This window comes from Amycolatopsis sp. NPDC058986 (assembly GCF_042741125.1).
GTDB lineage: Bacteria > Actinomycetota > Actinomycetes > Mycobacteriales > Pseudonocardiaceae > Amycolatopsis.
Window position 1 is genome coordinate 1 of sequence record NZ_JBHYJW010000043.1, and the last position, 24,532, is coordinate 24,532.

24 protein-coding genes and 1 riboswitch are annotated in these 24,532 nt (G+C 70.8%); of the genes, 20 read left to right on the forward strand and 4 right to left on the reverse strand.

What is annotated here, in order from left to right; translation table 11 throughout:
- Window positions 1–49 precede the first annotated feature (49 nt).
- Entirely contained in the window at window positions 50–568 is a 519-nt protein-coding gene (locus tag ACFW0G_RS31030; RefSeq protein ID WP_378328984.1) for an inorganic diphosphatase, read from the reverse strand.
- A gap of 171 nt (window positions 569–739) precedes the next feature.
- Here ACFW0G_RS31030 and dacB point away from each other — a divergent pair, with 171 nt between their 5' ends.
- The 13 genes from dacB to folK all read left to right on the forward strand — a co-directional run bounded on the left by dacB (window position 740) and on the right by folK (window position 14,669).
- Window positions 740–2,878: a D-alanyl-D-alanine carboxypeptidase/D-alanyl-D-alanine-endopeptidase gene (dacB, locus tag ACFW0G_RS31035; RefSeq protein ID WP_378328985.1), complete on the forward strand. Its 2,139-nt coding sequence runs from the start codon at window positions 740–742 to the stop codon at window positions 2,876–2,878.
- 581 nt (window positions 2,879–3,459) lie between these two features.
- Window positions 3,460–4,485: a zinc-dependent metalloprotease gene (locus ACFW0G_RS31040; RefSeq protein ID WP_378329058.1), complete on the forward strand. Its 1,026-nt coding sequence runs from the start codon at window positions 3,460–3,462 to the stop codon at window positions 4,483–4,485.
- Window positions 4,482–5,459, forward strand: a complete 978-nt coding sequence (tilS, locus tag ACFW0G_RS31045) for a tRNA lysidine(34) synthetase TilS (protein WP_378328986.1) — start codon at window positions 4,482–4,484, stop codon at window positions 5,457–5,459. Before ACFW0G_RS31040 ends, tilS begins: the two co-directional genes overlap by 4 nt.
- A 3-nt stretch (window positions 5,460–5,462) precedes the next feature.
- Window positions 5,463–6,014, forward strand: a complete 552-nt coding sequence (gene hpt, locus ACFW0G_RS31050; RefSeq protein WP_345406546.1) for a hypoxanthine phosphoribosyltransferase — start codon at window positions 5,463–5,465, stop codon at window positions 6,012–6,014.
- 190 nt (window positions 6,015–6,204) lie between these two features.
- Window positions 6,205–6,570 carry a hypothetical protein gene (locus ACFW0G_RS31055; RefSeq protein ID WP_378328987.1) on the forward strand — a complete coding sequence of 122 codons (366 nt, stop codon included), beginning with the start codon at window positions 6,205–6,207 and terminating at the stop codon, window positions 6,568–6,570.
- Window positions 6,571–6,593: 23 nt separating this feature from the next.
- On the forward strand, window positions 6,594–7,997 hold the full coding sequence (locus tag ACFW0G_RS31060) for a hypothetical protein (RefSeq protein ID WP_378328988.1): 1,404 nt from the start codon (window positions 6,594–6,596) through the stop codon (window positions 7,995–7,997).
- Between the two features lie 59 nt (window positions 7,998–8,056).
- Window positions 8,057–8,857 (forward strand): ESX secretion-associated protein EspG, encoded by an 801-nt coding sequence (locus ACFW0G_RS31065; protein ID WP_378328989.1) that lies wholly within the window; start codon window positions 8,057–8,059, stop codon window positions 8,855–8,857.
- Between the two features lie 86 nt (window positions 8,858–8,943).
- Window positions 8,944–9,783 carry an ESX secretion-associated protein EspG gene (locus ACFW0G_RS31070; RefSeq protein ID WP_378329059.1) on the forward strand — a complete coding sequence of 280 codons (840 nt, stop codon included), beginning with the start codon at window positions 8,944–8,946 and terminating at the stop codon, window positions 9,781–9,783.
- Between the two features lie 185 nt (window positions 9,784–9,968).
- Window positions 9,969–12,404, forward strand: coding sequence for an ATP-dependent zinc metalloprotease FtsH (ftsH, locus tag ACFW0G_RS31075; RefSeq protein WP_378328990.1), 2,436 nt, complete (start codon window positions 9,969–9,971; stop codon window positions 12,402–12,404).
- Window positions 12,379–12,987 (forward strand): GTP cyclohydrolase I FolE, encoded by a 609-nt coding sequence (gene folE / locus ACFW0G_RS31080; protein ID WP_378328991.1) that lies wholly within the window; start codon window positions 12,379–12,381, stop codon window positions 12,985–12,987. The genes ftsH and folE overlap by 26 nt, the downstream gene beginning before the upstream one ends.
- A gap of 32 nt (window positions 12,988–13,019) precedes the next feature.
- The gene (gene folP / locus ACFW0G_RS31085) at window positions 13,020–13,826 is read left to right on the forward strand and encodes a dihydropteroate synthase (RefSeq protein ID WP_378328992.1); all 807 of its coding nucleotides are present in this window, start codon (window positions 13,020–13,022) and stop codon (window positions 13,824–13,826) included.
- Window positions 13,819–14,178 carry a dihydroneopterin aldolase gene (gene folB / locus ACFW0G_RS31090; protein WP_378328993.1) on the forward strand — a complete coding sequence of 120 codons (360 nt, stop codon included), beginning with the start codon at window positions 13,819–13,821 and terminating at the stop codon, window positions 14,176–14,178. Before folP ends, folB begins: the two co-directional genes overlap by 8 nt.
- The gene (gene folK, locus ACFW0G_RS31095) at window positions 14,175–14,669 is read left to right on the forward strand and encodes a 2-amino-4-hydroxy-6-hydroxymethyldihydropteridine diphosphokinase (protein ID WP_378328994.1); all 495 of its coding nucleotides are present in this window, start codon (window positions 14,175–14,177) and stop codon (window positions 14,667–14,669) included. The genes folB and folK overlap by 4 nt, the downstream gene beginning before the upstream one ends.
- Window positions 14,670–14,923: 254 nt before the next feature.
- Here folK and ACFW0G_RS31100 read toward each other — a convergent pair whose 3' ends face one another.
- Window positions 14,924–15,865: a MerR family transcriptional regulator gene (locus ACFW0G_RS31100; RefSeq protein ID WP_378329060.1), complete on the reverse strand. Its 942-nt coding sequence runs from the start codon at window positions 15,863–15,865 to the stop codon at window positions 14,924–14,926.
- Between the two features lie 61 nt (window positions 15,866–15,926).
- On the opposite strand from ACFW0G_RS31100, the gene ACFW0G_RS31105 reads away from it, so the two are divergent.
- The 7 genes from ACFW0G_RS31105 to ACFW0G_RS31135 all read left to right on the forward strand — a co-directional run bounded on the left by ACFW0G_RS31105 (window position 15,927) and on the right by ACFW0G_RS31135 (window position 23,150).
- Window positions 15,927–16,388 carry a DUF3180 domain-containing protein gene (locus ACFW0G_RS31105; RefSeq protein ID WP_378328995.1) on the forward strand — a complete coding sequence of 154 codons (462 nt, stop codon included), beginning with the start codon at window positions 15,927–15,929 and terminating at the stop codon, window positions 16,386–16,388.
- Window positions 16,389–16,457: 69 nt separating this feature from the next.
- A complete protein-coding gene (locus tag ACFW0G_RS31110; protein WP_378328996.1) occupies window positions 16,458–18,626 on the forward strand; it encodes a DUF6779 domain-containing protein in 2,169 nt (722 codons plus the stop codon).
- Between the two features lie 63 nt (window positions 18,627–18,689).
- Complete coding sequence (locus ACFW0G_RS31115) at window positions 18,690–19,859, forward strand: PrsW family intramembrane metalloprotease (protein WP_378328997.1); 1,170 nt, start codon at window positions 18,690–18,692, stop codon at window positions 19,857–19,859.
- 136 nt (window positions 19,860–19,995) lie between these two features.
- Window positions 19,996–20,910, forward strand: a complete 915-nt coding sequence (locus ACFW0G_RS31120; RefSeq protein WP_378328998.1) for a Rossmann-like and DUF2520 domain-containing protein — start codon at window positions 19,996–19,998, stop codon at window positions 20,908–20,910.
- On the forward strand, window positions 20,907–21,818 hold the full coding sequence (panC, locus tag ACFW0G_RS31125) for a pantoate--beta-alanine ligase (RefSeq protein ID WP_378328999.1): 912 nt from the start codon (window positions 20,907–20,909) through the stop codon (window positions 21,816–21,818). The genes ACFW0G_RS31120 and panC overlap by 4 nt, the downstream gene beginning before the upstream one ends.
- A 12-nt stretch (window positions 21,819–21,830) precedes the next feature.
- Window positions 21,831–22,325 (forward strand): aspartate 1-decarboxylase, encoded by a 495-nt coding sequence (panD, locus tag ACFW0G_RS31130; RefSeq protein WP_378329000.1) that lies wholly within the window; start codon window positions 21,831–21,833, stop codon window positions 22,323–22,325.
- A gap of 45 nt (window positions 22,326–22,370) precedes the next feature.
- On the forward strand, window positions 22,371–23,150 hold the full coding sequence (locus ACFW0G_RS31135; RefSeq protein WP_378329001.1) for a type III pantothenate kinase: 780 nt from the start codon (window positions 22,371–22,373) through the stop codon (window positions 23,148–23,150).
- 444 nt (window positions 23,151–23,594) lie between these two features.
- Here ACFW0G_RS31135 and ACFW0G_RS31140 read toward each other — a convergent pair whose 3' ends face one another.
- Both ACFW0G_RS31140 and ACFW0G_RS31145 read right to left on the reverse strand, forming a co-directional pair.
- The gene (locus ACFW0G_RS31140) at window positions 23,595–24,038 is read right to left on the reverse strand and encodes a DUF6640 family protein (protein WP_378329002.1); all 444 of its coding nucleotides are present in this window, start codon (window positions 24,036–24,038) and stop codon (window positions 23,595–23,597) included.
- Window positions 24,039–24,119: 81 nt separating this feature from the next.
- A complete protein-coding gene (locus ACFW0G_RS31145) occupies window positions 24,120–24,434 on the reverse strand; it encodes a DMT family transporter (protein ID WP_378329003.1) in 315 nt (104 codons plus the stop codon).
- A gap of 26 nt (window positions 24,435–24,460) precedes the next feature.
- Window positions 24,461–24,529, reverse strand: a riboswitch (guanidine-III (ykkC-III) riboswitch).
- Window positions 24,530–24,532 lie beyond the last annotated feature (3 nt).

Consider the following 24,532-nt stretch of genomic DNA (forward strand, 5'->3'; position numbering starts at 1 on the left):
CCTTATGGGCGTCCGACGCCCATAAGGTGGCCTTGACGGCATTTCGGGACTAGTGGGCGGAGCCGCCGTTCGCCTCTTCCTTGGCGAGGCGGTCGCGCTCGCGGCCGAGGGAGCGCTCGATCTCGGCTTCGGCCTCGGAACGGCCGACCCAGGACGAGCCCTCGACACTCTTGCCGGGCTCCAGGTCCTTGTACACCTCGAAGAAGTGCTGGATCTCCAGCTTGTGGAACTCGTTGAGGTGGTGGATGTCGCGCAGGTGCTCCAGGCGCGGGTCGTTGGTCGGGACCGCGAGGACCTTGTCGTCCGGGCCCTTCTCGTCGGTCATCCGGAACATGCCGATCGCGCGGCAGCGGATCAGGCAGCCGGGGAAGGTCGGCTCCTGCACCAGGACGAGCACGTCCAGCGGGTCACCGTCCTGGCCGAGCGTGTCGTCGATGAAGCCGTAGTCGGCCGGGTACTGGGTCGCCGTGAACAGGGTCCGGTCCAGCTTGATGCGGCCGGTCTTGTGGTCGACCTCGTACTTGTTGCGCTCCCCCTTGGGGATCTCGATCGTGACGTCGAACTCCACGCCGGTCCTCGCTGTTTCCGCTCTCGGCCACCCACGCGTCGGGCGGCCACCGTGCTGACACTTTTGACCTCACTAGTGTGGACTACGCCCGCCAGGGGCGGCCGCACGGATGTCGGCCGCGCGGTCCGGGGTGCTCGACCCGGCCGGGGCAGTCGCGTGAGGAGTGTGTGCGTGCCGCAAAACGACGAGCCGAAGTGGCCTTCCGCTGATGAGGACGGGTCTTCCGGCGACGGTGGCGCGACCGCTCGGTTGCCGCTCCCGAAACCCGATTCCGCCGTCACGGACGCACTTCCCGTGCCCAACGTCACACCGCGGCAGACGAATGTCACACCGGACGACGGGCCCGGTTCGTGGTTCCGGCCCGTGGTGCCGCCGGAACCGCTGGACGTGCCTGCCGCGCAACCGCCGGCCGCGCCTCGCCGTCCGCAGGGGCTCGCCGATCGGCTGGGTCCCGCGTCCGAAGCCGAGCCGCAGTCAAGGCAGGAGTCCGGGCAGCGGAAGCCGGAGGAGAGCACGCAGCAGCTTCCGGTGCGGCCCGCCGCGGCGCCATGGGTCCCGATCGAGCGTGCGGAGCAGCAGCGCGCCGAAAAGCCTGAGCAGCCACAGCAACCGTCGTCGCCGCGAGAGGTGGCGGCGTCCGAGGCGGACACGGTCTGGGCGCAGCGCATCGACGTGCGGAAGCCGCCCGCCGACAACGAGGCCACCGAGTACTTCCGTGGCCTGCCGCCGGAACCGCCCCGTGGTGCCGCGCCACCGCCCGCGTCGTCCGGTGCGCTGGCGCGTCCGATGCGGATCGAGCCCGGCAGGGACCAGTACCCGGCGGAGGCGACGTCCAGGGCCGAGGCACCGCAGGAGCAGCCCGCTCCGACGCCGCCGGAACCGCCTCGCGAGGAGCCTCCGGCCGAGCCCGAGCCGCCGCGTAAACGCCGCCGTGGGCTGCTGATCGGCGCGCTGGTGGTGGTCGTGCTGCTGGTGGCGGCCGGGGTCACGGCGACCCGGCCGAGCATCGCGAACAAGCTCGGCCTGCCGTGGGCGCCGAACGCGCCGAAGGGACAGATGCCCGACCCGGCGGTCGCGAAGGCCGCGTTGCGCGGGCCGGACACCTCGGGCGCGGCGCCGACACCGGAAGGCGTCAAGTCCGCGCTCGCCGGTCCGTCGGGCAACGCGGCGCTGGGCAAGCTGACCGGCAGCGTGATCGACCCGGTGACCGGCACTGTCCTGTGGGACCGCAACTCGGATCAGCTGCTGACCCCGGCCTCGACGACGAAGGTGCTCACCGTGTCGGCGGCGCTGCTGGCGCTGGACCACGAGAAGCAGCTGAGCACGAAGATCGTGCAGGGCGCCGATCCGGGGACGGTGATCCTGGTCGCGGGTGGGGACGTGACACTGACGACGTTGCCGCTCGGCACCGACTCGCCGTTGTACCCCGGCGCGGCGCATGTGGACGATCTCGTCGCGCAGGTCAAGAAGGTCGCGGGCAACAACGTCAAGAAGGTGCAGGTCGACCTGAACGCGTACAAGGGTCCGGCGACCGCGCCCGGCTGGGACCCGTCGGACGCGCCGTCCACCTTCGCCGCTCAGGTCGCGCCGGTGATGGCCGACGGCGGGCGCACGGACCCCAAGAGCGACTCCGCGATGCGCGCGGCGAATCCGGCCACCGCGCTGACCCAGCTCATCGCCCAGAAGCTGAGCGCGAACGCCGGCGGGCCCGCGACCGCGCCCGCCGGGGCGAAGGTGCTCGGCGAGGTCAAGTCGGCGCCGCTGACCGACCTCACCTACGACCTGCTCCAGCTGTCCGACAACGTCCTCGCGGACGCTGTCGCGCGTCAGGTGGCCATCGCGAAGGGGGCCGAGCCATCCTTCGCGGGTGCGGCGGAGGCGACGCTGAAGGTGTTGCAGGAGCACGGTTTCGACACCACGGGCGTGCAACTTTCGGACAACAGCGGGCTTTCCGTGCAGAACAAGATCCCGGCCAGGCTGCTCGCCCAGATCCTCACCCGCGCGGCCGAGCCGGACGGGAAGAACCCGGACACCGCGAAACTGCGGCCCCTGCTGGCCGGCCTGCCCGTCGCCGGCGGCTCCGGCACGCTGGCCGAGCGGTACGGGAAGCCGGATTCGTCGGCGGGCAAGGGCTGGATCCGGGCGAAGACCGGCACGCTCTCCGGGGTCAACACGCTCGCGGGTTACGTCCTCGACGCCGACGGCCGGGTGCTGGTTTTCGCGTTGATGTCCCAGGGCTCGGACGAAAAGCCCGGCCGCGCCGCCCTCGACGTCCTCGCCGCCACCCTCCGCAACTGCGGCTGCCGCTGACCCCGGCCTTACCGGCGAAGAGCATCCCCCACCCTGTACCGCAAAGAGCATCCCCCACCCTCCCGGGGGCACCCCTGCAACCAGCGTATCGCCTCTGGGGGCTCGGAAACGGGTGCTCGGCGAATCTGTGGATGGGCGGCGCCATTGTGGACAACTCGGGTGCCGGGGCGCGAACGGAGCGCCCGGTGTCGCCCGGATGCGGTAGGAGGTTAAGTGGGGGGCGGGGATGTCGCGAACGCGTCGTTCGCGACGTTGAACGTCCCGAACGACGCGTACGAGACGTTCAGCGTCCGCAACGCGTCGTTCGCGACGCCGCGAGCATCCCGGCTTCGCGCCGCATGCCCTGGTCGCCCCGGAAGCGATAGCAAAGGTCCCTTGCTCCATCCCGCCCGGAACGCCCACCCCGACCGCACCACCCACACAAGCACCACCCACACGAGCACCACCCACACGAGCACCGGCACCGGCGCCGGAGGTGACCGGATCGGCAGGAGATCGGTACGGAAGTCGTGGCGGAAAAGCCGCCGCGGACGGGTAGCGTCGAAAGGGTGAGTCAGGAAACCGAGACCCGCCGTCGCCCGATCGTCGACTGGTCCCTCGCCGCCTCGACCGCCGCGTTCCTGGTGCGTGGCGGCCCGCAGGTGCCGCGCGAGGAGGCCGAGGCGGCCGTCACCGACCTTCGCGAGCTGACCGCGGAAGCCGAGGGGCACGTCCGCGAGCTGACCGGGCTCGGGCTCGACCTGCCGCTGCTGCCCGGCGAGGTCGTCGACCGGCCGGGCTGGGTCCGCTCCGCCGCGTCCGGGCTCGACGCGCTCACCGGCCGCGCGCTGCCCGCGGCGCAGGGTGGTCCGCTCGGCCCGATCCTGGCGTCCGGCGCCGGAGTGCAGACCGGGGTGGTGCTCGCTTTCCTCGCCTCCAGGGTCCTCGGCCAGTACGACCCCTTCGGCGGTCCCGAAAAAACGGGGCAGCTCCTGCTCGTCGCCCCCAACGTCGTCGCCGCGCAGCGCGCCATGGACGTGGCCGCGCACGACTTCCGGCTCTGGGTCTGCCTGCACGAGTGCACCCACCGCCTGCAGTTCACCGCCGTTCCCTGGCTGCGCGACTACTTCGCCGACGAGGTCGAGCGGCTCGTCGCGGGCCTGGCGGGCCGGGACGCCGACGGTCTGTCCGATCTGGTCGGCAAGCTGCCCGACGTGATCAAGCAGGCCGGGCGCGGCCGGTTCGGTGGCGGGCTCGTCGATCTCCTGCAGTCCCCGGCCGAACGCGCCGTGCTCGACCGGCTGCTCGCGTTGTCGACGTTGCTCGAAGGCCACGCGGACTACGTGATGGACGCCGTCGGGCCGCGGGTCGTGCCGTCCGTCGACACGATCCGCTCGCGGTTCAGCGCGCGGCGCAAGGGCGGCGGCCCGTTCGACCGGCTGCTGCGCGCACTGCTGGGCATCGACGCGAAGATCCGCCAGTACGAGGAGGGCGCGAAGTTCACCCGGTACGTCGTCGACGAGGTCGGGATGGCCGGGTTCAACGCCGTCTGGACGTCCCCCAACACGCTGCCCACCCGCGCCGAGATCACCGACCCCGCGGCCTGGGTCCGGCGCCTGCACGGGTGAACGGCCCCGGGCAGGCGGTGGCGGAGGTCCGGCTGGCCGTCCGCGATTTCCTCGCCGCCACGCCACTTCCGGCACGGGTCGACGTCGCGGTGTCCGGCGGTGCCGACTCGCTCGCGCTGCTCGAAGCGACCACGCACGCCGCGCATCGGACGGGACAGCGGGTCCGCGCCCTCGTGGTCGATCACGGTCTGCAGGAGAACTCGGCGAAGATCGCCGAGGACGCCGTCACGGTCGCCCGCGAACTGGGCGCCGACGAGGCCGAGATCCTCACCGCGACCGTCAGCGGCCCCGGTGGTCCGGAGGCGGCCGCGCGCCGGGCCCGGTACGACGCGCTGCGGCGCGCGATTCCCGCCGACGCGCTCGTCCTGCTCGGCCACACCCTCGACGACCAGGCGGAGACGGTGCTGCTGGGCCTCGGCCGCGGTTCGGGGCCGAGGTCCGTCGCCGGGATGCGCCCGCACGATCCGCCGTGGGGACGGCCGCTGCTCGGCGTCACCCGGGCGACCACGGCGCGGGCCTGTGCCGAGCTCGGCGTCGAACCCTGGCACGACCCGCACAACGCCGACCCGCGGTTCACCCGCGTCCGGCTGCGCACCGAAGCCCTGCCGTTGCTGGAGGACGTCCTCAACGGCGGGGTCGCCGCCGCGCTCGCCCGCACCGCGGCGCAACTGCGCGAAGACACCGAGGCGTTGGACACACTCGCCGACGCGCTGCTGTCCCGTTCGGACACCGGTGACGGCCTCGACGTCACCGTTCTCGCCCCGGAGCCGCCCGCGCTCCGGCGGCGGGTCCTGCGCAGGTGGCTGCTGATCGGCGGGGTCCGCGAACTCACCGACGCGCATCTGCGGGCCGTCGACGCGCTGATCGGCCGCTGGCGCGGACAGGGCGGCGTTTGGCTACCCGGCGACTTGGAGGCACGCCGGGCACATGGCAGGCTCTGCCTGAAACCTCAATCCACCACACGAGGGGAATGACCCGTGTACGAAGGCGAGATCGCCTCCGTGCTCGTCACCGAGCAGCAGATCAAGGACAAGATCGCGGAACTGTCGGCCAAGATCGCCGCCGACTACCCGGCCAACGGAAGCGGGGAACTCCTGCTGGTCGGGGTGCTCAAGGGCGCCGTGATGTTCATGACCGACTTCGCGCGGGCGCTGCCGCTGCCGACGCAGCTGGAGTTCATGGCCGTCTCGTCGTACGGCTCGTCGACCTCCTCCTCGGGGGTGGTTCGCATCCTCAAGGACCTCGACCGCGACATCGCGGGCCGCGACGTCCTGATCGTCGAGGACATCGTCGACTCGGGCCTGACACTGTCGTGGCTGCTGAAGAACCTGGCGAGCCGCAACCCGGCGTCGCTCGAGGTCGTCTCGCTGCTGCGCAAGCCGGAGGCGGTCAAGGTCGACGTCCCGGTCAAGTACATCGGCTTCGACATCCCGAACGAGTTCGTCGTCGGCTACGGCCTCGACTATGCGGAGCGTTACCGCGACCTTCCTTACATCGGGACGCTGGATCCACACGTCTACACGTCCTGACCTCGTCGTGTGAACGAGGACTTGCCCCTTCTTCGCGGAACTGCTTGCGGTCACGGGCGGTGATGCGGAACCCTGAGCATCGCCATTGCGTCATAGGTGCCGATCTGGTCGGTTAACCTAAGCAAAGAGTCCAGGCCACAGGGCCGACGGTGTCGATGGCGGCCTGCCAGGGGGAACGGAGAGAGGGCAGATGGGCAACAGCAGCTTGGCTGACGCGAACGCGTTCAAGGCAGCGGCGGTGGCTGGTCAGGTGGGGATCGATCCCGACGCGGCCCAGACGGTGCTGAAGAAGATCCGCACCGGCAAGGACGCGGTCGAGGCACTGCTCGCGGGCGCCGGCAGGCTCGCCGAAAAGCCGAAGCTCGGCGCCAACCCGGTCGGCCAGGCGATGGCGGCCAAGTTCGAGCAGCGCGCCGAGGGCGGCAACGACTCCTACGCTGCCGCCCTGCGGAATCTGCTGAGCCAGTACGAGGCCGCCGAGCAGGGCATCGTGCTGGCGATGGCCAAGTACCACGAGATCGACCAGGCCGCCGCCGATCCGTTCCGTCACGCCTGACACCTGAGGGGGAATCCGTAGTCATGGCACCCAAGCACAGCAGTGAAGGCCTGGGCGGCGACTCGTCCTCGCCCGTTCCCACTTCGTCGTCCACCGGGTCTTCCACGTCGAAGGTCCCGCTCGGCGACAACTCGGCGTCGCAGGACATCGTCAACGCCGCCCGCGGCCGTTCGGACGGCTTCGAGATCGGCGGTGACCGCGCGATCGGGAGTCCGCCGAACTGGGCGAGCCAGGACAGCGAGAAGCTCCACAGCATGGCGGTCGACGACAACGAGCCCGGTACGGCCGTGGCGATCGGGCACGCCTGGAGCCATCACGGTCGTGAGCTGAGCCAGGCGTCGAACGATCTGTACGCCGCGATCTCCGAACTGGGCGCGGTGTGGGTCGGCGAGGGCGCCGCGTCCGCACAGGGCGCGCTGGTCGCCATCGCGAACTCGGGCTCGCAGGCGTCGGAAGCCGCGCACACGATGGCGGACAGGCTGGCCAAGCAGGCCTCCGCGGCCGAAAAAGTGAAGAACATGCCCAAGGGCCAGAAGCACGACCCGGCGCAGGGTGTGGCCGGTGCGCTCGCCGGTGGCCCCGCCGCGCTGGTCGTCGACCAGAAGGGCCCCGCGGACGCCGCCGGCGACGTCAAGGCCGTCCAGGTCCGGTTCTTCAACGAGTACACCAAGGCGATGAGCGAGGTGGACAGCTCGACCCCGAGCTTCGGCCCCGAATCGCTCGGCATGAAGCCGACCGCGACGCACAACTCGGTCGGCGGCTTCGGCAACGTCGGCGGGATCAACGCCACCACGGTCGGGCACGGCATCAGCGGTAGCGGCACGTCCTTCGGCAGCCACGCCGCCGGCGGTTCCGGCGGGCAGGGCGGGCCTGCTGGGCACGTGCCGGACTCCGGGACGTTCGCGACTTCCGGCTACACCGGCGGCAACGCGCTGGCCAGTGGCGCCGGGGTCGGGGTGGGTGGTGCTCCGGCAGCGCCCGCGACGCCCGCGGTGCCGACAGGCGGCAGCACGGGCAGCGGCGTCGGCCAGGCTCTGGGACTCGGCGCGCTCGGCGGCGGTCTCGGCCTCGCCGGTGGCCGGGCGCTGAGCCAGGGCAGCAAGTCCGGCGCGAAGTCCGAATCGGACACTTCCGCCGCGGCGGCCGAAAACCAGGGTGCCGGGCAGAGCGCGGCCTCGGCCGGCGCTCCGCAGCAGGGCGTCGTCTCGTCGGCGGGCACCATCGGCGGGCAGGCCACGCCGCCGGGGATGAACCCGATGGGCGGTATGGGGGGCATGGGCGGCGCGCACGGTGCGCACGCCGAGCAGGACGAGGAGCACACGCACGCCTCGTTCCTCATCGAGCCCGACCCCGACGACACCTTCGGTGCCAACGAAGCGACCCCGCCGCCGGTCATCGGCGCGTGGTCGGACGAAGACGACCGCTGAGGCCGAGCGGGCGCGCGGGAAACCGCGCGCCCGCCCCGAATCCTGGGAGGGGCTGGTCGATGCCGGCCGCGGAGCTGCTCACGCCGCTCGAACTGGACTTCCTGTGGGAGTCCGCCGCCGTGGGCGAGCTGCCCTACCCGTTGCGCGCGCGTTCCCACGGGGCGACCCTCGACGAACGTGCCGCGCTGCGGCGTCAGACGCTGGACGCACTCGCCCGGCGTGGGCTCGCCGATCACCGCGGTCGCCCGGAGCCCCACCTCGAGGACTACTTCGGCGTACTCGCCTCGCCGGACCTGAGCCTCGACATCGTCCAGCTGCTCGACCCGAACGGCGAACCACTGCTCGCGGTCGCCGGCATGCTCGGCGGACAGGGCCTGCTCGCCGTGCAGGACGGCCGCGGCCTGCACCTGCAGCCGATCCCGGCAGACGGCCTGGCCAGCGCGATCATCTCGTTGCTGCCGGGCGCGCAGCGCGGCAGCGAGAAGTCGATCACCGTGCCGCTGGAGCAGCTCATCGGCAACTCCGGGGCGGATTTCCTGCAGCGGCGCGGAAACCACGTCGACGCCGACGGCCGCGCGAGCGTCGACGAGGATCGCAAGGCGCTCGCCAGGCTGCACGCCCAGCCCCGGCTGCGCGGCGGCCAGATCGGCGCCAACGCGCGCGGCCGCCTCGGCGGCCGGACCAGGACTCCGGTGCTGAGCTGGTTCGACACCGAGACCGGCCGGTACTTCACGCAGGCTTCTCGCGGTCGTGACGGCCGCGACTGGATCACCATCGCCCCCGCCGACCCCGCGACGCTGCGGCGCCGGCTCGGCGAGATGCTGAGTTCGGCCGCGAACGCCACCGCCGCCTCGCTCTGACGCCCGGCGGCCACCGGGTGGAAGGCGTTTCTGGCTGTGCGGTGGCGGCGCTACGCTGTGCGTGAGATCGATAGTGGAGAGTGACGTTGGGGTTCCAGGAGTTCTTTTCGGCGCTGACCTTCGACTTCCTGTGGGAGTCGGCCGAGCTCGGTGAGCTGCCGTATCCGCTGCGCGTCCCGTCCCACGGCACGACCGAAGACGAGCGTGTCTCGCTGCGTCACCGCGTCGACAACGAGCTGAAGGCCCGCGGTCTCCGTGATTCGCGAGGCAGGCTCGACCCGGACGTCGAGGACGCGCTGCACCTGCTCGCCCGCGCACCGATGACGATCGATGCCCTGCACATCCCGCGGTTCCAGGCGCCGACCGTCGGGCTGCTCGCCGCGGGCGACGGCCGCAAGGGCGTCGTGGCCATCCAGGACGCCGACGGCATCTGGCTGCGGGACGCCCCGGCCGACGGGCTCGTGTCGACCATCGTCGAGCTGCTGCCCGCGGGCAGGCGCGGCTCCGAAGCCTCGATCACGCTGCCGCTGGACGAGGCGCTGCGCACCGCGCCGATGCGGGTCCCGGTCAGCGCCGCCCCGGCGGAAGAGGCGGAAAAGGGCAAGCGGAGGGAACGCGCGCAGGCACCGAGACGGACATCACTGAGCGAGCGCGTCACAGCCGATCCACGCGAGGCCTACGCCAAGCTGGCGGGCCAGCCCCGGCTGTGCGGCGGTCAGCTCGCAGCGAACAGCCGCTCGCACGTCGGCGCGCGCCAGCGGTCGAGGGTGCTGGCCTGGTTCGACACCGCTACCGGGCGTTATCTGAGCCTGTCACGGGCCGGTACCGACGGGCGGGAGTGGGTGACCGTCGCTCCGGCGGACCCGAAAACACTGCGGACTCGCCTCGGTGAGATGGTCTCCAGCGTGGCGGTCGACACACGCTAGCCTGCCCGCCAGGGAACCCGGGTGCGGCGTGGACCGTTGACCTGGAGGCTCACAGGGGTCGTTCGCCCGGGCGGACGGTACCCTGATGGGACGGGTGTCCAGGCACCACGGCTGTCAAGATCGCATGGCGGGTATCACAGGAGCCGCCCAACCAGGGAGGGTCGAGGCCAGCAGGGCCGAGTCGTATGAACCGGAAGAGCGTGCTCAGGAACCCATTGCTGTGGATCGTCGCAGGGTTGCTGGCGTTGTTCGCATACAACACGATCTTCGACAGCGATCGTGGGTACACCCAGGTGCCCATCTCGGTGGCGAACCAGCAGATCACCCAGAACCACATCAAGGAAGCGAATCTCGAGGACAAGGAGCAGCAGGTCAAGCTGCTGCTGACGCAGAAGATCGACTACGACGGTCAGCAGACCGACCAGATCATCGCGCAGTACCCCTCGGACGCGACCTACGACATCTACAGCAAACTGCTCGCCGCGAAGAACGGTGACGCGCCGATCAAGTTCACCACCAAGGTGACCCAGCAGGGCTTCCTGACCCAGCTGCTGATCTTCGCCATCCCGCTCGCGCTCGTGCTCGGGCTGCTGATGTGGATGATGAACAACGCCCAGGGCGGCGGGAACCGCGTCCTCAACTTCGGCAAGTCGAAGGCCAAGCAGCTCAACAAGGACATGCCGAAGACCACCTTCGGCGACGTCGCGGGCGCGGACGAGGCCGTCGAAGAGCTGTACGAGATCAAGGACTTCCTGCAGAACCCGGCGCGTTACCAGGCACTCGGCGCGAAGATCCCGAAGGGCGTGCTGCTCTACGGGCCGCCCGGTACCGGTAAGACGCTGCTCGCGCGCGCCGTCGCCGGCGAGGCGGGTGTGCCGTTCTACACGATCTCCGGTTCGGACTTCGTCGAGATGTTCGTCGGTGTCGGTGCCTCGCGTGTCCGCGACCTGTTCGAGCAGGCCAAGCAGAACGCGCCGTGCATCATCTTCGTCGACGAGATCGACGCCGTCGGCCGCCAGCGTGGCGCCGGCCTCGGCGGTGGGCACGACGAGCGCGAGCAGACCCTGAACCAGCTGCTCGTCGAGATGGACGGCTTCGACGCCCGCGGCGGCATCATCCTGATCGCGGCCACCAACCGGCCCGACATCCTCGACCCGGCGCTGCTGCGTCCCGGCCGGTTCGACCGGCAGATCCCGGTGTCCGCGCCGGACCTGCGCGGCCGCCGCGCGATCCTCTCCGTGCACTCGAAGGGCAAGCCGATCGCCCAGGGCACCGACCTCGACGCGCTGGCCAAGCGCACGGTCGGCATGTCCGGCGCCGACCTGGCCAACGTGATCAACGAGGCCGCGCTGCTCACCGCCCGGCAGAACGGGCACGTGATCACCGACGCCGCGCTGGAGGAGTCGGTCGACCGCGTCGTCGGCGGCCCCGCGCGCAAGAGCCGGATCATCTCCGAGAAGGAGAAGAAGATCACCGCCTACCACGAGGGCGGGCACGCGCTCGCCGCGTGGGCGATGCCGGACATCGAACCGGTGTACAAGCTGACGATCCTGCCGCGCGGCCGCACCGGCGGGCACGCCCTGCTCGTCCCCGAGGACGACAAGGAGCTGATGACCCGCTCCGAGATGATCGGACGGCTGGTCTTCGCGATGGGTGGCCGCACCGCCGAGGAGCTCGTGTTCCACGAGCCCACCACCGGCGCCTCGTCCGACATCGAGCAGGCGACCAAGATCGCCCGCGCGATGGTCACCGAGTACGGCATGAGCGCCCGCCTCGGCGCGGTCAAGTACGGCCAGGAGCAGGGCGACCCGTTCCTCGGCCGGTCGGCGGGGCGGCAGGCGGACTACTCGCTCGAGGTCGCGCACGAGATCGACGAGGAGGTGCGCAAGCTCATCGAGACCGCGCACACCGAGGCGTGGCACGTGCTCAACACCTACCGCGACGTGCTCGACGACCTCGTCATCGAGCTGCTCGAGAAGGAAACCTTGCAGCGCAAGGATCTCGAGCGGATCTTCGCCACCGTCGAGAAGCGCCCGCACATCACCGTGTTCAACGAGTTCGGTGAGCGGACCCCGTCGGACAAGCCGCCGATCAAGACCCCCGGCGAGCTGGCGATGGAGCGCGGCGAGCCGTGGCCGCCGCCGGAGAAGGAGCCCAAGCCCGCGCCGCAGCCGGAGCCGACCCCGGTCGGCGGTGGTTCCGGTGCCGTCGGCGAGCTGCCCGCGCCGCCGCCGTACCCGGTCACGCCGGACCCGAACGCGAACCCGTACGCCCCGCCGCCGCCCGGTGGCTACGCGAACGGCGGTCGCCCGAATGCCGGACCGAACGGCACCGGTTCCTGGCCCCAGGCATATGGTGGTCAGCAGCCGGGCGGTCCGGCGGGAGGCGGTTACCACCCCGGTGGCCAGGCCGGTGCGCCGGGCGGCCCACCGAACTACGGGGCTCCTCCGGGCTGGACACCGGCGACCTCGCCGGGCGGCCAGCCCGCCCAGCCCTGGCGCCCTGCCGCCGACGACCGCGCGCGCGAGCACGGCTGGTTCGCCGACCCGGCCGGTGGTCAGCAGCAGGACGAGGGGCAGCACCGTCGTGACGCGGATGGACGAGACGACAAGAAGCAGTGACGCCGGCCGCCCGGTCTTCGATCAGGACCGGGCGGAGAAGGCGGTTCGCGAGCTGCTGCTCGCCTGCGGTGAGGACCCGGACCGGGACGGTCTGCTCGACACGCCCGCCCGGGTCGCCCGCGCCTATCACGAGATGTTCGCCGGTCTCTACGCCGATCCCGACTCGGTCCTCGACCGGACCTTCGACGAGGCGCACGAGGAACTCGTCCTCGTCACCGACATCCCGATGTTTTCGACCTGTGAACATCATCTTCTGTCATTCCATGGTGTAGCGCATATCGGTTATATTCCGAATGCTCATGGGAAAGTGACCGGACTGTCCAAATTGGCCAGGCTGGTCGATCTCTACGCCAAACGCCCGCAGGTGCAGGAGCGGCTGACCTCGCAGGTCGCCGACGCGCTGGTGCGCAAGCTGGAGCCGCGCGGGGTGATCGTGGTGATGGAGGCCGAGCACCTGTGCATGGCGATGCGCGGGATCCGCAAGCCCGGTGCCCGCACGACGACGTCGGCGGTGCGAGGGTTGCTGCAGACGTCGGCGACCTCGCGGGCCGAGGCACTCGAACTGATCAAGGGCCGCCGGTGAACACGCTGCCTTCGCCCGGCCGTTGTGCCGTGATGGGCGTTCTCAATGTCACGCCGGATTCGTTCTCCGACGGTGGTCGTTATCTCGACGTCGGGCAGGCGCTCGACCATGCGCGCGAGATGTGGGCGCGCGGGGCCGATCTGATCGACGTCGGCGGCGAGTCGACCCGGCCGGGTGCGTCCCGTGTGGACGCCGAAACCGAGCTTTCCCGGATTCTCCCGGTGATCCGCACGCTCGCGGGTGAAGGCCTCGTGCTGTCCGTGGACACCACGCGTGCGGCGGTGGCCGCGGCGGCGCTCGAAGCGGGGGCGCGGGTGATCAACGACGTGTCGGGCGGGCTCGCCGATCCGGACATGGCGCGGGTCGCGGCCGAGACCGGGGTGCCGTGGGTGCTGATGCACTGGCGCGGGCACAGCAAGGACATGCAGCAGCTCGCGTCCTATCAGGACGTGGTGGCCGAGGTGCGTGCCGAGTTATTGTCCAGAGTGGACGAAGCACTCGCGTCCGGAGTGGACGAAAGCGCGCTCGTGCTCGACCCCGGGCTCGGGTTCGCGAAGGACGCGGAGCACGACTGGGCTTTGTTGCACGGGCTGGACTCGTTGCTGTCACTGGGATTCCCGGTGCTCGTCGGCGCTTCGCGAAAACGTTTTCTCGGACGGCTGCTGTCCGACAAGGACGGTAAGCCGCGCCCGCCGGACGGCCGTGAGGACGCCACCGCGGCGGTGACGGTACTGGCCGCGGCGGCCGGGGCGTGGGGGGTGCGGGTGCACGAGGTCGGCGCGTCACTGGACGCGGTCGCCGTCGCGGCGGCTTGGCAGAGGGGAACGGCGAATGCCTGACCGGATCACGTTGACCGGGTTGCGGGTGTTCGGGCACCACGGGGTGTTCGAGCACGAGAAGCGCGACGGCCAGGAGTTCGTCGTCGACGTCACGGTGTGGCTGGACCTCGGCCCGGCGGCGTCGTCCGACGATCTCACCAAGACGCTGCACTACGGGGAGTTGGCCGAGCTCGCCGCGGGGATCGTCGCGGGCGAGCCGTACGACCTGATCGAGAGCGTCGCGGGCCGGATCGCCGACGAGGTGATCCGCGACGAGCGGCTGGACGCGGTCGAGGTCACCGTGCACAAGCCGTCCGCGCCGATTCCGCTGACGTTCGACGACGTCGCCGTCACCGTCCGGCGGGACCGATGAGCCGCGCGGTCCTCTCGCTCGGTTCGAACCTCGGCGACCGGCTCGGCTTCCTGCGGATGGCGCTCGACGCCGTGCGCCCGGCTCTCGTCGCGGTGTCGGGTGTGTACGAGACGAAACCCTGGGGTGTGGAGGATCAGCCGGACTTCCTCAACGCCGTCTGCCTCGTCGACGACCCCGCGCGGGACCACTGGGACTGGCTGCGCGCCGGGCAGGCGGCCGAACGGGCCGCGGAGCGGGTGCGGGAGCAGCGGTGGGGGCCGCGGACGCTCGATGTCGACATAGTGACCGTCGACGACGTGCGCTCGGAGGATCCCGAACTGCTGCTGCCGCACCCCGGTACGCCGGACCGCGCGAGTGTGCTCATCCCGTGGCTGGAGATCGAGCCGGAGGCGGAACTTCCCGGCCGCGGCCCGGTCGCGGAGCTGCTCGCGGCGCTGCCCGAGGCCGACCGCGCCGGTGTCCGGCTCCGCCCCGACCTCGCCCTGGCCTGACAACCTGCTGAAGGACGCTTTCAGTGCGTTGGCCGTGCTGAAGGACGCCTTCAGCACATCGAGTGCACCGAAGGCGTCCTTCAGCACATCGCCGCTGCTGCCATGGGGAACCTCAGGGCATTCCCCCACCCTCCCGGGGGCACCCCTGCAACCAGCGTATCGCGGTTGACCTGGGAAAACCGGGTCCTCGGTGAATCTGTGGACAACGAGGGTGGTTGTGGACAACCTGGTGGGACGCTCAAAGGAGACAGCGGTCAGGCGTGGGCGTTGAGCGCCGCGACCAGCCATTGCGCCGGAGCCGCCTGGCTCGGGAACGGCGGCCAGCCGTTGATGATCCCGAGTAGCGTCCAGTAGCGCTCGGCTCGCGGGTCGGCGCCCCCGGCGATCGTTTCGGCGAGCTTGAGCCGGTACGCCGGATCGGCCGTGTCGCGGCCTGCGGGCGCCGACGCCGCGAAGATTTCCTCCGCCAGCTCACGACCCTCCGCGGACTCCGGCGCGATCCCACCGTCCAAGCACTCCTGGGCCCGTGTGCTCCAGGAAAACCAGTGCTCCTGCTGGGCTTCGCCGATCGCTGGCTGCTCGCCGGTCTCCCGTTGTTCGGCGTGCCGGGTGCTCAAGCCGCGGATCAGCGCCCGGAACTCGGGGTCCTGGATCAGCTCGGCGAACTCGATCCAGGCTTCCAGCTGTTCGGGGCTCGGATCGTCCGGCAGATCGGGCTTGGCGGAACTCATCCGCTCGTAGAACTCCGGATCGACGTCGAGGCCCTCGGAGACCTCCGCCCAGAACTCGTCGACCAGGCGCTTGCGCTCTTCGTCGGACATCGACGCGAGGCGGTTCATCAGTTTCACTTCCTCCAGTTCGGAATCACGCTTCACCACCGCGCGCAGGACCGACCGGCGCAGCCGTAGCCGCCGGATCTGCTCGTCGAGCGCCTCGACGTGCCGGATCGCCAGATCCCGCACTGTCGCCTGCATGCTCAGCGCCTGTTCGACGTCGGCGAGCCCGAGACCGAGTTCGCGCAGCGTCCGGACCAGCTCCAGCCGGGCCAGTGCCTTGGTGTCGTAGAGGCGGTAACCGGCGTCCGTCCGCTCGGTCGGGGGCAACAGGCCTTCGTCCGAGTAGAACCGGATGGTCTTGACCGGCAGGCCGGTACGCCTGGCCAGTTCGCCGATGGTGAAAGTACCCACGGGTCGCATCATGAAGTCTCCAGTCGGTGGAGAGTCAAGCCTCTCATCGTCGACTCGGTACCGTGGAGTCATGCACTTCACCCGGCCACGGGACCTGGTGGTGGCCGGGCTGCTCGGCCTGGTCCTCGTCTACCTCTTGTTCCTGGTTGCCTACGGATCGCTGCCGCAGCTGCCCGCGCTCGCCGGGATCACGTTCGCCGTGCTGGCCGTGATCGAGACCGTGCTGGCGTTCGTCGTCCGGTCCCGTATCCGCAACCGCCGGATACGCTCCGCGATCGGCATCGCACGTTCGGTGGCACTCGCCAAGGCGAGTTCGCTCGCGGGCGCATTCATGGCGGGAGCGTGGCTGGCGGCGTTCGCCTACGTCTTCCCCAGACGTGACGAACTCGTTGCCGCGGTCGCCGACACCCCGGCCGCGGTGATCGGCGTGGCCTCCTCGGCAGTGCTAGTAGCTGCGGCTTTGTGGTTGGAGCACTGCTGCCGGACGCCGTCGGACAGTGATCGGGAGCACCCCGGACGAACGACCGGTTAACGCCTGAATCGGACCGCTCGAAGTACCGACTAGGTCTCGTTCGGATTACTAGAAGGTACGGTGTCAGGCATGACCGGCGTGGGTGACGACTCGCGCGGCCGCCTACTGGGCAGGCCGTGGCTAGTTGTCGGCTTAGTCCTCGCCATCGGCGCCACCCTCGCGCTCGTGCTCAGCGATGACCTTCGCTACCTCCGGCTCGGCATCGTCGCTGCCCTGTGGGCCGCCCTGATCGGCGGCTTCCTGGCGGTGCGTTACCGCAAGCACGCGGCACACAGCGAGGACGCGGTCGCCGAGGCGCAGGCTGTGTACGAGCTCGAACTCGAGCGGGAGATCGCGGCTCGCCGCGAATACGAGCTGGAGATGGAGGCGGAGGCCAGGGCCACGGCCGACTCGAGGTCCCAGGAGGAACTCGAGGCGCTGCGTTCCGAGGTCCTCGCCCTGCGGGAGAGCCTGCAGGCCCTCTTCGGCGGCGAAGTGCTGCTGGAGCGGGTCGCGCTCACCGCGCAGGCGACCAGGATGCGCTCGCTGCACGACGAGAACCGCCTCGTCACCGGGGGTGACGGCAACGGGAAGCCCGCCCCGGCCCAGCTGCTCGCCGGGACCGGTGGCAACGGCAATCTCAGCGCGACCCTCGACGGCACCGCGAACGGCACTGGCAACGGCAATGGGAACGGCGGCCGCAACGGCGCCGGGAAGGGCCGCGGCAAGAAGGCCAAGAAGGCCACCGAGACCGAGCGGCCGACCGAGCTGATCGACCGCGTCAAGGTCCCGATGTCGGAACGTCGTCGCAAGCCCGCCGCCGGAAACGGCGGCGGAAACGGCGACGGAAACGGCGACGACGTCCTGCGCACGCAGCAGATTTCCCGCCCCAAGCCCGCCCGCGCCGAGGCGAAGCCCCCGGCCCGTCCGGCACCGCCGGATCCGCTGGCCGACACCGCCGCCGCGCGTGCGGTGAAGGACGCCGAGCTGCGGGCCGAGGCCGCGCGGCGGCAGGCCGCCGCGGCCGGGCGCACGGACACCACACGCATCGAGCAGCAGCGTCCGCCGGAGCCGCAGAAGTCCCGGCCGGCGCCCGCCCGTGCCGAGGCCACGCGCCGTGACGTCCCCCGCGCGGAAGCCTCGCTGCCCGCGGCCGATGTCGTCCGGCCCGCCGAGGTCTCGCAGCCGGGGATGCGTGCGGTGGAAGCCTCCCGGCCGCAGCTGCGGCCGGCGGAGGCGTCGCGGCCGCAGATGCCGCGCGCGGGCGCGCCGCAGGGCCGGTTCGGTCCTCGGCCGAACGCCGAGCAGAGCAATCCAGGCATGCCCCCGGCCGAGCAGCGGCCCGCCCAGGCGGACCTGACCCGGCCCGCGATGTCGCCGTCCGACCGCGGCCGTCCGGCCTCGAGCGTCGCGCCCCCTGCGCGTCCGCGTACCGAGCCCGAGACGCCCAAGGAGAACACCGCCGAATGGCAGCCGGGCTGGGCCGCTTCCCGGACGCCGGATCGTGCGGTGTCCGATCTGAGTGCCGCCTTCACGAGCCGCGACGACTTCGCCGAGCGGGTCCGGCCGAACCGGCCGCAGCCACCGGTCGAACCGGCGACGGAGCCGACCCCGGAGCAGCCCCGCGCGGCCCGGCAGCCTTCGCGCACGGATCTGCCGCCGGTCCGTCCCGAGCCGCAGCCACCCGCCGAGCCCGAACAGCGCAAGCCGTCCAAGCTGGAGCAGTTCTCCCGGTCGGATCTTTCGCCGATCCTCGAGACCCCGGCAGCCCGGCGCGGTGCGCACCGCACCCCCGCCGAGGAGACGCCCGAGGAGCCGACGACGCCGACCCCGGCTCCGTTGTCCACCACACCGGCCCCGCCGCCTTCGGAACGCGGCCTCGGCCGCACCGGGGGACGCCGCCGTCGTGCGGAAGACGACCAGCCGGCACCGTCCGCCGCCCCCGCTTCGGGTGGGGGCCGTCGCCGACGTCCCGAGGGCGAGCCGCCCGCGTGGGAGGGGCTGGTCGCCGAACGCGCGTCCACCAGCCGCCGCGGGATGCAGCCGGTGAATGGCAGCGCGGCCAACGGCTCCGGCAGTCACCAGGCCGAGCACGACGCCGAGGCCAACGGTTCCGGGTCGCGGGGCCGCCGCTCCGCCGACCACGAAGAGACCGGTACCGGTGGTTCGCACGCGGCGGGCCGCTCGGTCAACGAGCTGCTCGCGGCACACGGTGCCGGCGGTTCGACGCCCCGGCGGCGCCGTCGTGCCGAGGACTGACCTCGTGCGTGGCGTTCGGGTGTGCGGACCCGCCCCGGCACGATGTGCGTAGGGTGACCCGCTGTGAGCGGACCACCCTCCACGGCGACGACTCTCGACCGCGGGCGCAGGCCACGACGGATCACCGTCCTGCTGCCCGTGCTCGGGCTCATCGCCGTCGCCCTGTGCGGCCTGTTCCTGTTCGGCCTCGCCACGGCCCGTGTCGGCGTGCTCGCGGTGGGGATCGGCACCCTCGCGGCGCTCGTGCCGGTCGCGGTGGTCGTGGCCACGTTCCTGTGGGTCGACCGCTGGGAGCCCGAACCAGCGAAGCTGCTGCTGCTCGCCTTCGCCTGGGGCGCCTGTGTGGCGGCGATCGCCGCGCTGCTCATCAACAGCACCGCGGAGGCCGTCGGTGACCTGCTGCTGGGCAGCGGTCAGGGCAGCACGTTCAGCGCGGTGGTCTCCGCGCCGATCGTCGAGGAGGCGTTGAAGGGCGCCTTCGTCCTGCTCATCCTGTGGCGGCGCACCAGCGAGTTCGACGGCGTTGTCGACGGTGTCGTCTACGCCGGGTTCAGCGCGGCCGGCTTCGCCTTCATGGAGAACATCTACTACTTCGGCCGCGCGTTCGCCGACCACGGTTTCGGGAACGGCCAGAACGCCGGGGTGCTCGCCGCCTTCTTCCTGCGTGGTGTCCTGTCGCCGTTCACGCATCCGCTGTTCGCGGTGCTCACCGGCATCGGTATCGGGGTGGCGGCGATCACCGCGAGCAAAGTGATGCGGATCGTGGCGCCACTGGGTGGTTACGTGGCGGCCGTGTGCCTGCACGCGCTGTGGAACGGCGCCGCGCTGATCGGCGGGTCGAAGACGTTCCTCACCGTGTACTTCCTGATCATGGTCCCGCTGTTCATCGGGGTCTTCTACCTCGTGGTGCTGCAGCGACGCCGGGAGCAGCGGATCGTCGCCGCCGCGCTGCCCAAGATGGTCGCGAACCGCTGGATCGCGCCCTCGGAGGTCGACCTGCTCGCGAGCCTCCCTGGACGCCGGGACTGGCGGCGCCAGGCACGGCGCGAGTCCGGCAAACGGGCCGCCAAGGCGGTCGGGCTCTACCAGGCCAGTGTGACCGAATTGGCCTTTCTGTACCGTCGTGGGCTGCGCACGGAGGACGACCGGGAGCGCCAGGCCGAGCTGCTGGCGACGTTGAAAGCGGCCCGCGCCGAGGCCGTCCGCCTCGCGGAGACCGCCCGCTCAGGGTGACCCGGTCCGGGTGAAGCTTGTCACCTGAGACCCGTGCTCCGGGCGGATCGGGGCTACTCTCGCCGCGTCGTCTGGTACCCGTGCGAAGAAAACGGGACTGGAACGAGCAAAGGGAGACAGCCATGAGCGTCCACGGGTGTACGCCATGATGAGGCCCGCCCGACTCGCGGTGGGCGTCGTGTCCGCCGGCCGGGTGGGCAGTGTGCTCGGTGCCGCGCTGGCCAGGGCAGGACACACCGTGGTCGCGGCGTCGGGACTGTCCGCCGCTTCGCTGGCCCGGGCCGAACGCCTGCTGCCGGACGTGCCGCTGCTGCCCCCGGACGAGGTCGTGCGGCGCGCGGATCTCGTGGTGCTCGCGCTGCCCGACGACGCGCTGGCAGGCATGGTGCGCGGACTGGTCGCCACCGGATCGCTCCGGCAGGGCCAGATCGTGGTGCACACCTCGGGAGCGCACGGTGTCGAGGTGCTCGGACCCGCCGCCGAAGCGGGCGTGCTGCCACTGGCCCTGCATCCGGTGATGACGTTCACCGGCCGGTCAGAGGATCTCGAGCGGCTGGCCGCGTGCAGCGTCGGGATCACCGCGATGGGGGCGGACGAGGCCGCGTGGAACGTCGGCGAGGCGCTCGCCGTCGAGATGGGCGCGGAGCCGGTGCGGGTGCCGGAATCCGCGCGTGCGCTGTATCACGCCGCGCTCGCGCACGGTGCGAACCACCTGATGACGCTGGTTGCCGACTGCGCGGAACTGTTGCGTGCGGCCGGAATCGGCCAGTCCGAGCGACTCGTCGCACCGTTGTTGTCGGCGGCATTGGATAATGTGCTGCGGCACGGGGATCGCGCACTGACCGGTCCGGTCGCCCGTGGTGACCTCGGTACCGTCCGCAGGCATCTGGCCGTGCTCACCGAGCAGGCACCCGAGGTCGCTCCGGCCTACCGCGCGCTCGCCAGGCGCACGGTCGCGCGCTCGGAAACCGCCGGGCTGCTGGACGGCGCCGCGGCCGCCGAGCTCACCGACCTTCTCGACGATCCCGCCGAAGGGCAGCAGATCCAGTGACCACACCGAAATTCACCCGCGGCAGGCTGAACACGTTCCAGCCGCCCGAGCACGTCAGTCAGGTCACCGGCGCGTTGCGCGCGGTGGGCCGCAAGGTCTCCTTCGTGCCGACGATGGGGGCGCTGCACGCCGGGCACCGCGAGTTGCTGCGCCGCGCCAAGCGGATCCCGAACGCCGTCGTGGCGGCGTCGATCTTCGTGAACCCGCTGCAGTTCGGCGAGGGCGAGGACTTCGACGCCTACCCCCGTCCGCTCGAGGACGATCTGAGCACGCTCGAAGAGGCGGGCGCCGAAATCGCGTTCGTACCGAAGGCGTCGGATCTCTATCCTGAGGGCGCGACGGTGACCGTCCATCCCGGACAGCTCGGCGACGAGCTGGAGGGCGCGTCCCGGCCGGGGCATTTCGCCGGCGTGCTCACGGTCGTGGCGAAGTTGTTCAACCTGGTACGTCCGGATTACGCGTTCTTCGGGGAGAAGGACTACCAGCAGCTGGTGCTGATCAAGCGCATGGTGGCGGATCTGAACATCCCCACGCGCGTGATCGGGGTCCCGACCGTGCGTGAACGGGACGGACTCGCGTTGTCCTCGCGCAACGTGTATCTCACGCCGGAACAGCGTGCGGACGCGATGGCGCTGTCGGCCGCCCTCACCGCGGGGGCGTTCGTCGGGCGCGAGGGCGCCGAAGCGGTGCTCGACGCCGCGAACGGGACACTGGCCGCGCGACCCGCGGTCGATGTCGACTATCTGGAGTTGAGGGGAACCGACCTCGGGCCCGCGCCCGTCGACGGAGAAGCACGGTTGCTGGTCGCCGCCCGGGTAGGGAGCACCCGGCTGATCGACAACGTTCCGGTGCTGCTCGGCAAGGCCGCCGAGCATCCGGAGGCAGCCGAGTTGGACGCAGGGGAATAGGGAGAGTCCACGATGTACCGGACGATGCTGAAATCGAAGATCCATCGGGTCACGGTGACCCAGGCCGACCTGCACTACGTGGGTTCGGTGACCGTCGACGAGGACCTGATGGAGGCCGCCGATCTGCTGCCGGGCGAGCAGGTGTCCATTGTGGACATCACGAACGGCGCGCGGCTGGAGACCTACGTCATCAAGGGGGAACGCGGCAGCGGCGTGCTGGGGATCAACGGTGCCGCCGCGCATCTGGTGCACCCCGGTGACCTGGTCATCCTGATCTCCTACGGGCAGATGGAGAACGCGGAGGCCGCCGCGTACCAGCCGAGGATCGTGTTCGTCGACGCGGACAACCGGATCGTCGAACGCGGTACGGACGCCGGTCACGCGCCGGAGGGTTCCGGCCTGCTCAGCGGCACCGTGACGTTGCCGGAGGAGGACACCATCGCGTTCCCGGTGGCCGAGACCGCCGACGCGCGCCGCCTCGACGCGTTGCTGCACGCGGAGAGCTGAACCACCTCCAGGGACGGCGGCGTCGCCGAGTAAAGGAACAACTTCGTGCTGCTCGTGGTCGACGTCGGCAACACCAACATCGTGCTGGGCCTGTACTCGGGCGAGGAACTCGTCGGCGACTGGCGGATGCGGACCGACGCGCACATCACCGCCGACGAGCTCGCGCTGACCATGCGGGGTCTGCTCGGCTCGTACGCCGACGCGATCACCGGGATCAGCGCGCTGTCGACGGTGCCCGCCGTGTTGCGTGAGCTGCGGGTGATGCTGGCGCGCTACTACCCGCGGCTGCCGAAGATCGTCGTCGAGCCCGGTGTCCGCACCGGTGTCGCGCTGCTGGTGGACAACCCGAAGGAGGTGGGCGCGGACCGGCTGGTCAACACGCTGGCCGCGCACCATCTGCACAACACCGCGTGCGTGGTGGTCGACTTCGGTACTTCGACCAATGTGGACGCGATCTCGGCGAAGGGCGAGTTCCTCGGCGGCGCGTTCGCGCCCGGCATCGAGATCTCGGTCGACGCACTGGCCGCCCGCGCCGCCGCGCTGCGCAAGGTCGAACTCGTGCCACCGCGGTCGGTGATCGGCAAGAACACCGTGGAATGCCTGCAGTCCGGCATTCTCTACGGTTTCGCGGGCCAGGTCGACGGCCTCGTCCGGCGGATCGTGCGCGAGCTGTCGCCGGACGGGGCGGCGCCGGTCGCCGTGCTCGGGACCGGCGGGCTCGCCCCGTTGGTGCTCAGCGAATCGGAGACGATCACCGAGCACGTCCCCGATCTCACCCTGCTCGGCCTCCGCCTCGTCTACGAACGCAACGCACGCAAGTCCTAGCTCGATCCGGTTCCGGCTGCGGGGTGGACGAGCGCCCCAATGAGGTTTTCTCGGTAGGTGCGGGGGTGCGGCTTTGCTGGTGGGCGCTTTCCCGGGGGCTTGGTGGTGCGGTGAAGGGGTCCTTCGCGGCGTTGAGCGCGGTGAAGGCGGCCTTCACGGCGTGCGGCGGGGTTCGGGGATGTGTCGCGAACGCTCCGTTCGGGACGTTCATCGTCGGCATCGGAGCGTTCGCGACATCGGGCGAATGGTGTCGGCGTGCGCAGGGAAGTCCGAGGGACGCCCTTGTCACATCCCAGACCAGCGCACCGAAGGCGTCCTCCAGCACCTTCGGCAGCACACACGGCCCCAGAATCCTTAGCGAGAAAACCCCAATGTGGCATTGGGTGCGTCACGCACCCAATGCCACATTGGGGCGTTTGTGTCAGGGGTGATGGTGGGCGCGAGTCAATGGGCGTCGCGGCCGCCGCCGTGCCGGGCCAGCCTGCGGCGTTCGAGCAGGTAGCCGAGTCCGGTGAGGGCCAGCGCGGGAAAGGCGATCTTCGCCTGCGGGAAGCGAGCGGTGCCCGGCGGATCGACGGCCTTGCTGCCCGGGTACGCGAGCGCCGAAATCTGTGTCAGCCAGTACAGCGACGCCAGCGTCGCACCGGTGTCCAGGCTCGTGCGGGCCGAGCCCGGCGCGCGCCACAGCTGGTACAGGCTGCCAAGGCCCAGTGCGAGTCCCAGGCTCATCGTCTGTCCGTTGTGGAATTTGGCGTGGGGCGGCCAGGCCGGGTTGTGCACATGGGTGTCGTTCCAGTCGGCCTTGTAGGGGCCGACGGCGGTCGCCAGTGAGGTGGCCGAGATCAGCACCCTGCCGAGGCCACGGCCGCGCAGACGCGGTACTCGCATGAGGTTTCCCCTTCGTCGATGGGTTTCCCTCAGTCTCGACGGTCGAGTTAACTGGAGGTCAAGGTCTCTGGTGCAGGAGTTTCAGTGCAGGAGTTTCAGCCCGACGACGCCCGCCACGATCAGCACGAGACACGAGATACGGGCGACGCCGACCGGGTCGCCGAGCGCCACCATGCCGTAGATCGCGGTGCCGATCGCGCCGATGCCGACCCAGACGGCGTACCCGGTGCCGAGCGGGATCTCGCGGAGCGCGTAGGCGAGCCCGCACATGCTGAGTACGAGCGCGACCCCGAACGTGATGCTGGGGGCGAGTTTCGAGAAGCCCTTCGAGGCGCCGAGCGCGGCGGCCCAGACGGTCTCGAGGAAACCGGACAGGACAAGGACAAGCCAGGACATGGTCGGAACCCTTCGCAGTGATGGTCACTGCGTCGTCTTGTCCTGACCGGGTACGACGCTCTCGTCCGGGGCCGTCCCCGAGCGGGGGGCCACTTCCG